The following is a 15,348-nucleotide window of genomic DNA, read 5'->3' as shown; positions in this document are numbered from 1 at the left end:
GAAAGCCTCCCTCTGCATGTAGATATCCTGTGCGACTATTCCGGAATCACGTATATGCTCTCCCCCGGCTTGGTGAAAAACCACTCTTTCCGCGCCAGTTCGGCGATGTACTCCTGGTCGTACAGACGGCTTGCCTTGTACGCCAGCTCCGCTTGCTGCTGCTGTACCTCGGCCGCTTCCTTCTTCAGGGTTTCCAGCTCTGCTTCTTTCTCGGACAGCATTCCACCCTGCAGGTAGAGCGTGTAGCCGATCCAGACAAACAGGCAGAGGACGAAGAACAGAAAGAGACGAATTCTCCGCTTTTGCCCTTTTCTGTTGACGTGAGAGGGGGATGGTGTAGTCATGTCAGGCCACCTCGGATGTCGTTACTCCTGCTTCTTCTTAGAGTGAAACCAATTCTTCCAATTGGTCCAAAATCCTGTTGATTTCCGGTACATTTTTTTCACCAAATGCCGACCCCATCTGGCAAAAGGAGACGCGGCAAAGCGCGCCAGCTTCCACCCAAACCCGAACACGGTCATCACGGCCGCATACAGAAACGCGAGCAGCATGAAGACCAGGCGGTAGACAAACAGGATGGGCCGGATGACGAGAAGGTCGATCACCCGCAATATGGTTCGATATAACCACTTACAAAATTTTATCACGGCCCTCAGGAATTGGATATACTTCTTACTTCCTATGACAAAATACACCCAGGCCCCGAACAGCATGCCGATAAAGATGGGAAACCGCACAATGCCGTCGTTCACCTTGACCAGGATGAAAAAGACGAGCCCCATGCTGCCCAGCCAGAACAACACGTCAAAAACAAACAACAGCCACGCCGGGAGCCTGCTTCTTCCCGTAAAGACGTGGTAGGTGTCGTACCCCATCCCCATCAACGCCCCGCACGCCGACATGACCAGAACCGTTTGAAACTGAACGGCAATGCTCACTTGAACAACTTCCCGAAGAATCCTCTGGACCGATCGCCGGCCTGCCCCTGTTCCAGATAGGCCATCTCGTGAACCAGGCCTTCAATCGCCACTTCTCCGGTCTCCAGACTAAGGTTTTTCATATGCAGGTTCTGGCCGCGTATGGTTAAAAAGCCGCCTTCCGTTTCCAGCAAAAACTCCTCGCTGTCAAAGCTTTCGACGTTTTTCACTCCGGAAATCGCCAGGCTGCGGCGGTTAATCATCACGACTTCGTGGCGAGGCCGCTTCATCTGGTCGTTCATCGTGCTCCCTCCTAACGTACCGCTTCTTGTACCATCGTATGGAGGGGGATGTCCTTTTAGACCAAAAAACAGCCCCACCGCAATGACGGTGAGGCTGCCGGTCGGCACGTCCTGCATGGCTGCGGGGTTTGGACGGAAACGGGAGCAGGCGAAAGCGGACGTTGACGCAGGCATGCACAAAACAAAGCCCCGTTTCCACGGAAACGGGGCAGGCTCGGACCGTGCTGACGTGCTGTTACTTGTACACGGTGTAGTTGCCGTTGTAGTAAGTGATCTTGTACTGCGTCCGCTCGGCGACGAACCGGAGCGGCACCACCGGCATGTTGTTGCGCGCCTGTACGGCGACCGGCAGCGTCACCGCCTTGCCGTTGACCGTCGCTGTCTTGGATCCCACTGTGAACTGGATGGTGGTGCCCCCGCTGACGATCCGCGCGGAGGTCTTGGTCCAGGTCACGGACATGCCGAGCGCGTCGCGGAAGAAGGACGCGGGCATCAGCGTGTGGCCGTTTACGGTAAACGGCGCAGCCGCCAGGGCTTGCGTCTTGCCCTGTTTGGTAAACGACGCCACGTTCGCCTTGAAGCTGACCCCGTTTGGCGACACGACGGTAACCGGGCGGGCGAACAGCAGTCCCGGCTCTTCGGACGAATAGACCCCGATGCTGTAGGTGCCCGGCGCCGCCGGTGCGGCGATGCCCGCCGACTCCAGTACGTTGACCTGAACCGGCACGCCGACCGGAATGTCCTGCGCGGGGTAGACGAGCAGATTCTGCCCGCGAACGCCGACGTACGCGGCCGCAACCCCGTTGACCGTCACGCTGTTCGGCTGGATGTACGCCGGTACGCGGAAGTCGAGCGGCAGCACGATTTCGACAAAGTCCTTGTTTCGCACCAGCGGCACGCCCAGCGCCTTGATTCCGACCTGCAGGCCGGTGACCGCCTGCGCCGCCGTTTTGGTCAGCCCCACCGTCGCCGTGCTGTTGTCCACCGCCACCGGCGTGGCGGGAGCTGCCGAACCGGTGATGTCGAACGGTTTGGACCAGTACTTTTTCTTGTCCACCGTGACGACCATCTCGTACGTTCCCGCTGTTTTCGGGTTGGTCACAAACGCCTCCAGGCCAAACACGATGCTCAGCTTGCTGCTGCTGGTGAACCGGCTGGGCGTGCGAAATGAGACCTTGCCGCCGCTGACGCCGACGTTGGACGCCTGTTCGCCGTTCACCGTGACCGCGTAGTCGGAGATGAAGGGCGGGACCATGTCCGCACTGGGGAACTCCACCGTGATATCGGTGCCGGCGCTCACCTTGGCGTCCAGATCCAGGTCCATCCGGTAGCTGCTGCGGGCTCCCGGGGCCTTGTCGGAGAGGGCAACGTCAAAGGACGCCCGTTTGGAAGCCTTGACTTCGACCTTCTCCGACTGGTAGGTACGGCTGTTGTACGACACCTTGTACACGTATCCGGTGCCGGCCTCGGACGGGTTCTGAATATCCGCCGATGTGGCAAACTCCAGCTTGATGTAGTTGTCTCCGTCCGCGCCGCTGGGCACTTCGATCCGCACGGTGTCGCTGTCCGTGACGGAGACGTTCTGGGCCTTGTAGCCGTTTACCTTGACGTCGGCTCGGTCGATGCTCTTCGGCAGCATGTCCTTGGCCGGGAAGTCGACGTAGATGTACTTGCCCTTTTTCAACTTGTCTGACGAGGACAGGCTGATTTTGCCCAGCGTCAGCGAGGTGGCGGCTCCTGCTTCATGGCTGCTTTGGCCGACCTCGAAAGTCTTGCTGCTGCTTGTGGATTTGCCGATGGAAATCTTGTGGCTTTTCGACGACTCGTTTGAGGTCTCCACTTTGATGGTGTAGTCGTCCTTGCTTTTCGGGTTGGTGATCTTGTCGACCGTCAGGGTCAGCGTGGTGCCCGCCTTCACCCGTTCATCCACTGTTACGTAGACGGTGGTCTTGCTCACCGACACGCTCTTGATGTCGATCGTGCCGCCCCGGTCATCCTCCAGGCTGACGTCCGACCGTTTCAGACTTTTGTAAACCTTGTACTCGGCAGGAAACTTGACGATGATCTCGTCTCCGGCCTTCAGCTCTTTGTCGATTTCAAACTCGATCGTGTATTCGGTCTCCTCATCCGTGTCCGTATCGTCGGCGGATACGTCCTCCACGGTCAAGGCATGGGCGGCCTGCGGAACCGCCGCGAACGGCCCGGTCAACACCGTGGCGGCCAACAGCGCGGACAAGCCTGTTTTCGCGCTTTTGTTCACCATAAACGCCTCCTTTTCCTGCAACTCTCTCCATGATAGGAAATGAGTGGGAAGGAAGTCGTTACAAACAGGTAACAAATCCTTGCGAACCGCTTGTTCCGGCTTGTTTCCCGCAGCCGTGTTCTCTACACCCTGATGGCCAGGAGGCCGCCATTCACGCGTCCATCTTCATCGATTCAGCCACGCCAGCAGCGCCCACCGCCGTTCCGTGCGCCGCTTGTAGGCCGGCAGTCCGCGATAGACCTCAACCGCCTCGCGAAACGCCTGCTTGGCCCGTTCCTTCTGCGTAAGCTCCGCGTACAGCTTCCCCAGCTTGTAATAGACCTCGCACGACGACGTGTGCATGGACGCCAGCTCTTCCAGGAACCCCAGCGCCTTTTCGCGCTGGTTGTGGGCGGCATAGGCTTCGCCCAGCCGGAGGTACGGTTCCCCGTATTTGACGCGCGGATTGAGCGTCAGAGCTTGCTGAAGCAGCCGCTCTCCCTCCTCCACCCGGCCCAGTTTGAGGCAGCAGATGCCGCGATCGCTCAGATACTCGGCCGATTCTCCCATCAACGGCGCTATCTCTTCCAGGTAGGCCAATGCCTCCTGGTACCGCCGCCTCTCCATGAGCAGCCGGGCGGCCTCCAGCTTTGCCGAGGTGTCGTGCGGATTGAGCGCCACCTGACGCTTGAGCGCAGCCAGACGCCGGTTTTGGCGAAACGGTTTGGTAATGTCGGGCAGCAGCCGGACAAAGCGAAGATCAAGCAGATACAAAAGAAGCAAAATGATGATCAGGGCCGCAAACGGGTTGCCGGTCAGCCACCACAAGATCGAAAACAAGAAGACTTTCCCCACGGTTTCTCCCTCTATTCTTCGCGTATGTTGTTCGCTTTTACTATAAGAGGCTCCCTGATCATTGTCAATTTTTGTGAGAAAAAGAAAAGACTACCCTCTGAGGTAGTCTTCCTCTTCCTTTTCGTCGCGCGGCACCGGCACTTCGCCCACTACGGTGTAGAGCGAAGCGGCCTCCTCCTTGCGCGGGTTTTCCTTGATGTCCTCCACTTTGACCACGACGATCTTCTGGCCGAAGCGGATCGCCAGCTTGTCGCCGATCTTGACGGTGCTGGAGGCTTTCGCGGGCCGGTCGTTGATCTCCACGCGCCCCTGGTCGCACACTTCCTTGGCCAGCGTGCGGCGCTTGATCAGCCGCGACACTTTCAGGTATTTGTCCAGCCTCATGGTCACGGTTCCCCCCTTCTTTTATTCGTGATGTTTCGCTTCCTCCCACCAGGCGTCCATCTCCTGCAGATTGGTCTCGGCAAAGGTACGCCCCGCCTGGCGCAGTTTCTCCTCGATGTAGGCAAAGCGGCGCTTGAATTTGCGGTTGGTCTTCGCCAGCGCTTCCTCCGGGTCCAGCTTGAGGAAGCGGGCGAGGTTGACGACGGCAAACAGCAGATCGCCCAGTTCGCCGGCGCGCTCTTCCGGCGCGGCCTCCCGCAGCTCCCGGAACTCTTCCTCCACTTTCCGGCAGACGTCGGCGATGTCGTCCCAGTCAAACCCGACTTCCGCCGCCTTTTTCTGCAGCTTGTAGGCGTACATCAACGCCGGCAGGTCGCGCGGGATGCCGTCCAACTGCGACCGGGAGCCCGGCTCGATGCCTTTGGCCGCCTTTTCCCGGGCCTTGATCTCCTGCCAGTTGGCCAGCGCTTCCTCCGCGTTGCCCGCGCTTTTGTCGCCAAACACGTGCGGGTGACGGCGAATCAGCTTTTCGTTCAGTCCGGCGACGACGTCGTCCACGGTAAAGTAGCCGTCCTCCGCCGCCATCTGGGCATGCAGCATGATCTGCATCAGGAGGTCTCCCAACTCCTCGCACATCGCGTCGGGATCGTCGTCGTCGATGGTCTCCAGCACCTCGTACGTCTCTTCGAGCAGATTCTTGCGGATGCTCTGGTGCGTCTGCTCCCGATCCCACGGACAGCCATCCGGGCTGCGCAGGATGGCGACGATCTCCTTCAGATAGGAGAACTGCCGGTAGCGCACCCGCTCCTCCTGCGTCGGCGCCACGTAGACCAACGTCAGGTTGCCGAAGTGATCCAACCGGTCCAGCTCGTACAGCGGCACCGTTTCGATCCGCTCCTGTCCGGCTACGCCGACCGCGGTCGCCACCGTGACCGGATACTCGTCCGGCAGCACCTCCATCAGCGTCAGCTTGACGTCGGAGGCCACAAACGTGTCATACACCTGGGCGATAATGGTGTGCAGCGCCGGATTTACCTGATCGGCCCGCATGTCCGTGCCGTCCAGCAGGGCAAACCCCTCGATCGGATCGATCTGCAGGCGGGCAAACAGCGGGTCGAGAAAACTTTGTCCGCCGCCGATCACGACGCGGATCTCTCCCTTCGCCTCCCGCTCCAGCAGCAGTTGGACGGTGCGCTCCGCCACCAGCGGATGACCGGGCACGGCGTAGACGATGCTGCCCTCCTCCGCCGTTTTTGCCAACAGCGTCTCGACAATCCGTTCGTACACCTCTTCAAACGTCCCGTGCTGTTCGTAAATCTCGTCGAACGACTCGTAGGCGACACCCTCCGCGGCCAGACTGGCCACCACCGGGTGCTCCCGGGTCCTGAGGTAGAGCCGTTTTGCCTGCTTCAGCGTACGGTAGACCCCGTACGGCAGTTGTTCCAGGTCGCCCGCGCCGAGTCCGACGACCGTAATCGTGCCCGCCGCATCACTCATGCGCCGTCCCTCCTTGTTTTCCATCTCGTCTCATGGTTCGCGCAGCAAACCAAACCGTTCCAGCAGCGCGGCGATGCGCGCCCCCTTCGGCAAAAAGCGGATATCGGCCCGCGTCAATCCGCCCGTTTTCAACAGCGCCAGCAGATAGACCACCGCGCCGGAACCGACCGCCGCCAGGCCCACCAGCGTGTAAGCCAGCCGGCTGGACGGGATCGTGTCGTGCAGCAGCAGCATGCATCCCCATTCCACCACAAGCACGACGACGGACATGATCAGCACCGACAAAAACGGCTTCCCGGCGATTTGCCGCCAGCCGATTCGTGCCTTGGTGTACTTGACGACACCCAGCACGTTGAGCCCCATGGCGACCAGATACGCCATCACGGTGGCAAACGCAGCGCCGGCAATGCCCCAGAACGGCACCAGCACCAGGTTCAGCACCAGTTTGACCACCACTCCGATCAACAGGTTGCGGGCCGGGCGCATCACCCGTCCCAATCCCTGCAGGATGCCGGCGCTGGCAATGCTCAGCGTGGCAAACAGGATGGTAAAGGCCTGGATGGCCAGCGCTTCCGTCCCTTTGTCGTCGCCGTAAAGCATGACGTTGATCGGTTCCGCCAGCAGCGCCAGTCCGACCGAAGCCGGCAGTCCCAGCAAAAAGGTGAGCCGGATCGCCACTTCCGAACGGCCGGCGATCAGCCGGTACTGCCGCTGTGCCACCGCCTCGCTGATCGCCGGAACCAGCGCCAGCGAGAGGGAGGTGGCGAAAAACGTGCCGAACTGAATCAACGGCTGCCCCCGGTCAAAGGCGCCCTTTGCTACTTTCGCCAATCCTTCCTCCATGCCGCTCCACTGCAGCATGTTGACGACGGTCAGCGAGTCCACCAGCGGGATCAAGGGCAGCACCAGCGCCCCCATGCAGATCGGCAGGGCGTAAAACACCAGGCTTCTCAGCACCTGCCGGTTGCCCCAGACCGCCACGTCGGCCGATTGCGTCACGCCCTCCCCGATCGGTCCGGCCTGCTTGTCCTTTTTCCAGTACCACAACAGGACAAGCACCGCGGCCACCGCCCCGGGAAATGCGGCAAAGACCGCGCCCGTCCCGGCCAAATAGGCGTCCTGGTAGACGCTCATTGCCCAGTAGGCGGCCAGCAGAATGAAAACGACCCGGATAAGCTGTTCGATCACCTGCGATACCCCGGTCGGCATCATGTTTTGATGACCTTGAAAGTACCCTCGCAAAATGGCTGCCATCGGCACGATGGGCAGCGACCAGGCGACCGCCCGGAGCGGGGTGACCAGGTGTTCATCCCCCATCAACCTGGCGATCAGCGGCGCCCCGCCGTACAGCAGCGCGAAGAAAAAGAACCCCAGCACCACCAGCGTGACGCTGGCGACGCGAAACGCCTTGCGCGCGCCGAGCACATCCCCGACCGCGACGCGTTCGGAGACGATCTTGGAGATGGCGATGGGAAACCCGGCCGTCGCCAGGATCAGCAGCGTGGTGTACAGCGGATACACCTGCATGTAGACATACAAGCCGATGTCGCCGGCAATGTTTTGGTACGGGATGCGGTACACTGCCCCCAGCAGCTTGGAGACCAGCCCGGCTGCCCCCAATATGGCCGCTCCTTTCACAAATTGGACGGATGCCTTTTCCTGAGCCATGCGCGTGATGTTCTCCTCTCCAAACACAAACTGCGTCCATTATATCACAACCGATCAACGGGAAGAAAAGCCGGGGATTCACGCGCGCGCCCCGCATCCGGACGTAAAAAAAACAGCCCCGCCGCGCGAGGCTGTTTGAAGCGTTACTGCTCCATCTGCTTGGCCAGGAAACCGGCCGCTGTCTCCGCCATTTTCATTTCCAGATCGCCCATCTTGGTCCCCTCGTTTTTCGTGAGGAGAATCACCGAGCCGATCGGGTCGCCGCCGGCCACGATCGGCGCGATTACAAAGGACCCGTACGTTTCGTTCAGGTCGCGGCAGATTTCATACGTGCCCGTATTCTTCTCGACGCGCGTTTTCCGCTCTTCCAGACATTTTTCCACGATGCTGCCGATCGCCTTCTCCAGGTACTCCTTCTTGGATGCGCCGGACACGGCAATGACGCTGTCGCGGTCGGAAATCAGGACGATATGGTTCAGGCTTTCGTACAGCGAGTCAGCATATTCCTTGGCGAAATCACCCAGTTCTCCGATGGGCGAATACTTCTTCAGGATAACCTCCCCGTCGCGGTCCACGAAGATCTCCAGCGGATCACCTTCGCGAATGCGCAGGGTGCGACGAATCTCCTTCGGTATCACGACCCGGCCGAGGTCGTCGATGCGACGAACAATACCAGTTGCTTTCATGTCATGTTGCCTCGCTTTCGTGAGAAGTGGGTTGTGAAAGGGTTGGTGGTTACCTGTATTTTTTCCTCAGATTCTCATTTTAACGACGGGTGACGACTGCAACATTTTCCAGCTTGTTTCCGTTACTCTCCCCCGGGCGGTAGCGAGTGACTATAGTATTCGCCGGTGCTTCAAGAATATGCGAGAAAACGAAAAAACAGGGAACTCAGGTTCCCTGTCTGTTCGACGGACATGGGCGAACGAGTCCCCCATCGGTGAAGGGACGGGACGTCAAAGGACCCCGTCACTTTTTGGCTTGTCCCGCAGCCGGTTTCGGCTCCGGAAGGTTGTACTTGGTGATCAGCTTGTCCAGCTCGGTTTTGCCGAATTTGTCGTACTCCTGCTCCAACGCCTGCGCGCGAAGCTGTTCTTTCATCTCGTCGAAGCTCTTTTGCTTGCGGCTTTCCACCTTCATCACGTGGTAGCCGTAATCGGTTTTCACCGGTTCGCTGATTTGGCCGATCGGCAGGTTCAGGGCGGCGTCCTTGAACTCCGGCACCCATTGGCTCACGTCGGCGTCTTCGTACAGACCGCCGGTGTCCTTGCTGCCCGGGTCGTCGCTGTACTCTTTGGCCAGTTTGGCGAAATCCTCCCCTTTTTTCAGGCGGGCCGCCAGATCGTTGGCCAGTTTGAGCGCTTCTTCCGGCTTCCGTTTCTCGGTGGAGATCAGGATGTGGCGGACAGAGGCGACGGTCAGCGATTCCTTGTTCATCCCGTCGTACATCTTTTTCAGCGCCGCGTCATCAATGTTCTTTTTCAGCACGTTGATCGAGTTGTTGATGAGCGTCATCTGATCGATCACGACATCCTTGGAAACGCCCTGGTTCTCCATCAGCTTGTCAAACTTGGCTTCGTCCTTGCCCAAGAGGCTGAGATACTGCCCCTTGATCTTGTCGAAGCTTTTCTCGGCCGTCTCCCTGGACTCTTTCTCGATGGCAGCGTCGGCTTTGGCGGCCAGGATTTTCGTCGCCGTGAATTCGCGGGCGAACGTTTTCAGCATCTCCTGGTCGGCCGCCTCAATCATTTGGCCCTGCATCGGATTGAGGAAGTTGATCACCCGCAGGAACGTCTCAAACTCTTTCCCGCTCAGGGTGCCTCCCTGGTACTCGACGACGGCGGCGTTGGGATCGACGCTGAACGGCAGGTTCAGCTTGGGAAACTGCGCCAGCGGATCGTTGGCATTGGCTTGATCACCCGCTTGTGCCGGTTGGTTCTGGTTGGTCGGTTTGGAAGCCTCCGCGTTGTCGTCTCCTTTTCCGCATCCGGTCAACAGCGCCACGACCAGGACGGCGGAAGACAAAATGGCTACAGATCGTTTCATGGAATGGCTCTCCCTTCCCGAAAAGCCCGTTCCCCCTCAGGAGACGGTGCTTTCCGTACTGGTGTCCTTGCGCACCAAGTGAAATTGACGCAGCAGCTTTTCTACAAGCTGCACGCCTTCATCTTCCTGTAACCCTTTTACTTTAACAGTAATGACGATCTGTTGTCCACCCGAGAGACCCAATCGCCTGCTCCAATTGCTGGCTAGCGCGAACAACGCGCCGCCGTCGATGTTGTTGTTCTGGCTGGGGTGCAGATACAGTTTGATCTCGTCCGGATTTTTCTGGCTGATCTCGGTGATGCGGTGTTTCAGCGCGTAGACGCGCAGGCGGGAGATGGTGAGCAGGTTCTCCACCGGTTTCGGCACGGGGCCGAAGCGGTCCAGCAGCTCTTCCGCCAGGTCGTCCACGTCCTCCAGGGAGGAGACGGCCACAAATTTTTTGTACATCTCGATTTTCTGCCGGCTGTCGGTGATGTAGAGCGACGGGATGTAGGCGTCCAACTGCAGGTTGATCTCCACCGGGGAGACGCTCTCCTGCTTCACTTCCCCTTTCAGCTCGTCGATCGCCTCTTTCAGCATCTGGCTGTACAGGTCAAACCCGACCGAGTTGATGAAGCCGTGCTGCTCGGCGCCCAGCAGGTTCCCGGCGCCGCGGATGGAGAGGTCGCGCATCGCGATCTTGAAGCCGGAGCCGAGCTCGGTAAACTCCTTGATCGCCTGCAGGCGCTTCTCCGCCACTTCGGTCAGCACTTTGTCCCGCTGGTAGGTAAAGTAGGCATAGGCAATCCGGTTGGACCGGCCGACCCGTCCGCGGAGCTGGTACAGTTGGGACAGGCCCATTTTGTCCGCATTGTAGATGATCAGCGTATTCACGTTGGGGATGTCGACGCCCGTTTCAATGATCGTGGTGCTGACCAGCACGTCGTAATTGCCTTCCAAAAAGTCCAGGATGATGCCTTCCAGTTCGCTCTCGTTCATCTGGCCGTGCGCCACGGCGACGCGGGCGTCCGGCACGAGCGCGGCGATTTGCTCCGCCATCTGCTCGATCCCCTGCACCTGGTTGTAGAGGAAAAAGACCTGGCCGCCGCGGGCCAGTTCCCGCTCGATCGCCTCCCGCACCAGCGCCGGGCTGTACTCCATGACGTACGTCTGCACCGGGAACCGGTTTTCCGGCGGCGTCTCGATCACGGACAGGTCGCGCACGCCGATCATTGACATGTGCAGCGTCCGCGGAATCGGCGTCGCGGTCAGGGTCAGCACGTCCACGTTGGTCTTCATCTGCTTCAGTTTTTCCTTGTGGCTGACGCCGAAGCGCTGTTCTTCATCGACGATCAGCAGCCCGAGATCGCGAAACTGAACGTCCTTGGACAGCAGACGGTGCGTCCCGATGACGACGTCCACCGTGCCTTCCTTCAGCCCTTTCAGCGCGGCGTTCTGCTCTTTGCGCGAGCGGAACCGGCTGAGCACCTCGACGCGGATCGGGTAGTCGGCAAAGCGCTCGCGGAAGGTCTCGTAATGCTGCTGCGCCAAAATGGTGGTGGGCACAAGCACGGCCACCTGCTTGCCGTCCATGACCGCCTTGAACGCCGCCCGGATCGCCACCTCCGTCTTGCCGTAGCCCACGTCGCCGCAGACGAGCCGGTCCATCGGCCGGCGCTTTTCCATGTCCGCCTTGACCTCGGCGATCGCCCGGAGCTGGTCCGGCGTCTCCTGGTAGGGAAACATCGCCTCAAACTCCCGCTGTTCCTCCGTGTCGGGCGAGAACGCGTGTCCCACGGCCGCTTCCCGGGCCGCGTAGAGCTTGATCAGGTCTTCTGCAATGTCCTTGACGGAGGACTTCACCTTGTTCTTGACGCGCTTCCACTCGCTGCCGCCGAGGCTGTAGATTTTCGGCTCCGCCTCTTCGCTGCCCACGTATTTCTGCACGTGGTCAATCTGGTCGATCGGCACAAACAGGCTGTCTCCGCCGGCGTACTGAATATGCAAGTAATCTTTATGAATTCCGAGAATTTCTTTGGTTTCAATCCCCAGGTATTTGCCGATCCCGTGGTTGACGTGCACGACGTAGTCGCCCGGCTTCAGCTCCAGGTAGTTTTTGATCCGCTCGGCGTTGGTCATCGTCTGCTGGACCTTGCGCGCCTTGCGCTGTTTCGGGGTAAAGACTTCCCCCTCGGTGATGACGACGAGCTTGTTCAGCGGCAGTTCAAACCCGGTTTGCAGGTTGCCGAGAATGATGGTCGGACGGCCGGGCGGGACTGATTCCACCGGCTCCGTCAACAGGTCCGCTTCCATCTCGTAATCGTGCAGCACCCGTTCCAGACGCTTGGCCCGCTCCAGATCGGCGGCCACGAAGACGATCTGGTCCTGCGATTTTTTCCAGCGGGCCAGCTCCGTTTTCAGCACGTTCATCTGGCCGTGGAAGTTTTGCATCGTCCGGCAGGTGAGATTGACGATGTTTTGCGGCTGCGTTTTCGGCGACTGGCGCAAAAACAGGGACAGGTAGACGATCTGCCGCTTTTTCGCGCCCACGGTCTCCTCGTAGGAGCGGGACAGGCTCAGGTTGGCCATGTACTCCCCTTCGGTGATCCGGCCGGTCAGCCACTCCGCCTCCTCTTTTTGGAGCTGCGCCGCCGTATCCAGCACGCGGGACGGTTCGTCCACGATCAGCACCGTGTCGGACGGCATGTAGGAGAGCAGCGTGTCGTTTGTCGGGTAGATGACCGAGATGTAGGAGTAGAGATGGGAAAACCGCTGTCCCTGCATCATTCGCTCCACGTCGGCGCCGATTTTTTGCACCACTTTTTCCTTGGCCGCCCCGTCCTTCAGCTTGGCCACCGTTTCGCCCAGCTTCTGCTCCAGCCGGACAGCCGCCTCCTGCAGCAGCGCGGTCGTGGCGATGACCTCCTTGGCCGGCCCGATCGTAAACGACTGGACGGACTCCAGCGAGCGCTGCGTCCCCATGTCAAACGTGCGGATCGAGTCGATTTCCACGTCAAACAGCTCGATCCGCACCGGCCATTCCGAGTCGATCGGGTAGAGGTCGATGATCCCGCCGCGCACGCTGAATTCGCCTTTTCGCTCCACCATGTCGACGCGCTCGTAGCCCAGCTCCACACAGCGGAGCAAAAACGTGTCGATGTCCAGTTCTTCACCGACCCGCAGTTCGATCTGCGCGTCCCGCCAGATGTGAGGCGGCACGACCAGACGGCGCACGCCGGCAAATGGCGCAACCAAAATACCCGTAAAGCCCTGGGCTAAACGGTTGAACACGTGAATACGCTGCGCCAGCATCTCGGGACTGGCGATCGCCAATTCGGAGCCGATCAATTCGTTTCCGGGGTAGAGCAGCACCTCGTCGGCGGGGAGGAGTTCGATTAGGTCCTCGTACACCTTTTGCGCTTGAAACATGTTATGAGTGATGACGCACATCGGACGGCCCGCCATCTGTTTGAGCGCGACCATCAGCGCCTGCCGGGCGGAACCGGCCAAACCGGAGACGAGCTGTTCGTGCAGCCCCTTTTCCAGGCCGGCGACAATTGTCCCGATGTTGGCGTCCTGTTTCATCGGGTTAATGATGACTTGCATCCATTAGTCCCCTCTCTGGTTTTTCTGTCATGCGAAAAGAAGCCTTAGCTCAAGAAGCCAAGGCCTTGTCCTTGCAAGCCTTCCACCGAAAGCCTTTCGTTTCCTATGTTATTGGAGCGGATTGCCGACCAGGGAAAGTTCCGGGTGCAGATCCAGCGCCTCACGGCAGTAGGCGCACGTGATGCTGACAACCGTGTCCCCCTCTGGTTCTTTGGTTATTATAAGAGCACGTTCTTCCGGGGTCAAGGAATCCAACCCCAACTGTGCTTCCGTCACGCGCGTGTCGTCAAATTCCGCAATCCTGATGCCGCAGCAGCGGCAGACATAGCGAAAGCTCACTCGCATTACACCCCCCGGCCATTCTACCGCTTAGTATGGCCGAGGGGGTGGAAAAACATACTAGACCCGCCGCCTGGAGCAAGCGGGTCCTTTGGCTCTCGGGCGCTTATCCGCGTTACTTCCGACTGTTGTAGTGGTTCATCACGATCTCAAACGGTTCTCTCGCCCACATCGCGGCGGCGTCGGCCGCCTGCTCCACGGCGGCGTCAATCACCGGACGCTCGGCGGCGGAAAAAGACTGCAGGACGTAATCGCTTACACTCCTTCCCGGTTCGGGGCGGCCGATGCCCACCTTGATTCGCTTGAACTCCTGGGTGCCCATGTGCTGGATCAGCGATTTGATGCCGTTGTGTCCGCCTGCGCTGCCCTTTAACCGCAGGCGAAGCTGGCCCGGAGGCAGATCCAGATCGTCGTAAATGACCACGACATCGTCCGGAGTCAGCTTGTAAAACTTCAGCACCTCGGCTACGGACTCTCCGGACAGGTTCATGTAGGTCTGCGGTTTGACCAGCAGCACCTTTTCCCCTTCAATCCGTCCCTCGCCGACGATGGCGCGAAACTTGTTCTGCTGTACGGGAATGTTCCACTTGTCGCTAATTTTATCTATGGCCATAAACCCTGCATTATGTCTTGTATCTTCATATTTTTTCCCGGGGTTGCCCAGTCCGATGATCACTTTCACGGTTGTTCCCTCCTAACCTCCCCTCATTGTACATAGAAAACCCCGCTCCGCCAAGCCGATGCGGTGCCCCGCGGTGCGGCATCCGTCCACATCGGCCGGCGCGGACCGTTTTCCCGCTCCGCCTTTCCTGCGACAACGCCAAGGAAGGGTCGCGGCCATAAGAAAAGCCCCGAACGTCCCGGGGCAGGAGCCTCTATGCGTTTTTGGCTTCCTCTGTCGGCGATCCCGCCTCTTCGGCCACAGCCTCGGCCGACTGTTCCGCCTCCACCGATTCGTCCGATTGGGCCTTCACCGGCAGCACGCTGACGATCACTTCCATCTCGTCAATCCCGAGATCGACATCGGGCGCGATCTCCAGATCTTTGGCCAGCACCACGTCCCCGATGTTGAGGCCGTCGACGTTGACGGTAAACGATTCGGGGATGCTCCCGGGCAGGCAGGAGATTTCCACGCTGTGGCGGACCAGGGTGGCCACCCCCAGCTCCGGGTCGCCCGACAGCAGCACCGGGACGCTGGTGTGCACTTTTTCATTCATGCTGATTTTCTTGAAGTCGGCGTGCAGGATGCTGCCCTTCACGGGATGACGCTGCAGTTCGTAGACCATCACGGGATGTTCGTTGCCGTTGATCACCAGCTTGAACGGCTTGTTGGTCGACTGATGGCGCAGGGCCTGATCCAGCTCCCGTCCATTCACCTGGATCGGCAGGTTCTGGACGTCGCTTCCGTAGACGACGGCCGGGACCCAGCCCTGGCGGCGCAGCTCGTTGTTCGTCGGCTGTTCTCCCTTGCGGCGGATGATCGCCTTGATCGTTTCCACAAAAAAACCTCCTC

14 protein-coding genes are annotated in these 15,348 nt (G+C 59.6%); all 14 read right to left on the bottom strand.

The window, feature by feature from the left end:
- Window positions 1-35: 35 nt before the first annotated feature.
- A complete protein-coding gene (locus tag FOI68_RS15990; RefSeq protein WP_029098014.1) occupies window positions 36-344 on the bottom strand; it encodes an FtsB family cell division protein in 309 nt (102 codons plus the stop codon).
- Window positions 345-365: 21 nt separating this feature from the next.
- Window positions 366-938 carry a spore cortex biosynthesis protein YabQ gene (yabQ, locus tag FOI68_RS15985; protein ID WP_143863723.1) on the bottom strand — a complete coding sequence of 191 codons (573 nt, stop codon included), beginning with the start codon at window positions 936-938 and terminating at the stop codon, window positions 366-368.
- Window positions 935-1,219 carry a sporulation protein YabP gene (yabP, locus tag FOI68_RS15980; protein ID WP_029098016.1) on the bottom strand — a complete coding sequence of 95 codons (285 nt, stop codon included), beginning with the start codon at window positions 1,217-1,219 and terminating at the stop codon, window positions 935-937. Before yabP ends, yabQ begins: the two co-directional genes overlap by 4 nt.
- A gap of 235 nt (window positions 1,220-1,454) precedes the next feature.
- The gene (locus FOI68_RS15975; RefSeq protein ID WP_255433604.1) at window positions 1,455-3,482 is read right to left on the bottom strand and encodes a copper amine oxidase N-terminal domain-containing protein; all 2,028 of its coding nucleotides are present in this window, start codon (window positions 3,480-3,482) and stop codon (window positions 1,455-1,457) included.
- A gap of 165 nt (window positions 3,483-3,647) precedes the next feature.
- Window positions 3,648-4,316 (bottom strand): tetratricopeptide repeat protein, encoded by a 669-nt coding sequence (locus FOI68_RS15970; protein ID WP_029098018.1) that lies wholly within the window; start codon window positions 4,314-4,316, stop codon window positions 3,648-3,650.
- A 90-nt stretch (window positions 4,317-4,406) separates the two neighbouring features.
- Window positions 4,407-4,700: an RNA-binding S4 domain-containing protein gene (locus FOI68_RS15965; RefSeq protein WP_029098019.1), complete on the bottom strand. Its 294-nt coding sequence runs from the start codon at window positions 4,698-4,700 to the stop codon at window positions 4,407-4,409.
- A 21-nt stretch (window positions 4,701-4,721) separates the two neighbouring features.
- Window positions 4,722-6,197 carry a bifunctional methyltransferase/pyrophosphohydrolase YabN gene (gene yabN / locus FOI68_RS15960; protein ID WP_065067589.1) on the bottom strand — a complete coding sequence of 492 codons (1,476 nt, stop codon included), beginning with the start codon at window positions 6,195-6,197 and terminating at the stop codon, window positions 4,722-4,724.
- Window positions 6,198-6,227: 30 nt separating this feature from the next.
- Complete coding sequence (locus tag FOI68_RS15955) at window positions 6,228-7,865, bottom strand: putative polysaccharide biosynthesis protein (protein ID WP_143863722.1); 1,638 nt, start codon at window positions 7,863-7,865, stop codon at window positions 6,228-6,230.
- 143 nt (window positions 7,866-8,008) lie between these two features.
- Window positions 8,009-8,551, bottom strand: a complete 543-nt coding sequence (gene spoVT, locus FOI68_RS15950) for a stage V sporulation protein T (protein WP_029098022.1) — start codon at window positions 8,549-8,551, stop codon at window positions 8,009-8,011.
- Window positions 8,552-8,834: 283 nt separating this feature from the next.
- Window positions 8,835-9,911: a peptidylprolyl isomerase gene (locus tag FOI68_RS15945; RefSeq protein ID WP_044899267.1), complete on the bottom strand. Its 1,077-nt coding sequence runs from the start codon at window positions 9,909-9,911 to the stop codon at window positions 8,835-8,837.
- A gap of 36 nt (window positions 9,912-9,947) precedes the next feature.
- Entirely contained in the window at window positions 9,948-13,496 is a 3,549-nt protein-coding gene (mfd, locus tag FOI68_RS15940) for a transcription-repair coupling factor (protein ID WP_143863721.1), read from the bottom strand.
- 108 nt (window positions 13,497-13,604) lie between these two features.
- Window positions 13,605-13,835: an anti-sigma-F factor Fin gene (locus tag FOI68_RS15935; protein ID WP_029098025.1), complete on the bottom strand. Its 231-nt coding sequence runs from the start codon at window positions 13,833-13,835 to the stop codon at window positions 13,605-13,607.
- Between the two features lie 115 nt (window positions 13,836-13,950).
- Window positions 13,951-14,517, bottom strand: a complete 567-nt coding sequence (gene pth, locus FOI68_RS15930; protein WP_029098026.1) for an aminoacyl-tRNA hydrolase — start codon at window positions 14,515-14,517, stop codon at window positions 13,951-13,953.
- Between the two features lie 193 nt (window positions 14,518-14,710).
- Complete coding sequence (locus tag FOI68_RS15925; protein WP_143863720.1) at window positions 14,711-15,334, bottom strand: 50S ribosomal protein L25; 624 nt, start codon at window positions 15,332-15,334, stop codon at window positions 14,711-14,713.
- Window positions 15,335-15,348 lie beyond the last annotated feature (14 nt).

The sequence above is a fragment of the Brevibacillus sp. LEMMJ03 genome (assembly GCF_007197875.1).
In the GTDB taxonomy this organism is placed as follows: Bacteria; Bacillota; Bacilli; order Brevibacillales; family Brevibacillaceae; genus Brevibacillus; species Brevibacillus thermoruber.
This window is presented reverse-complemented; position numbering and strand designations above follow the sequence as displayed.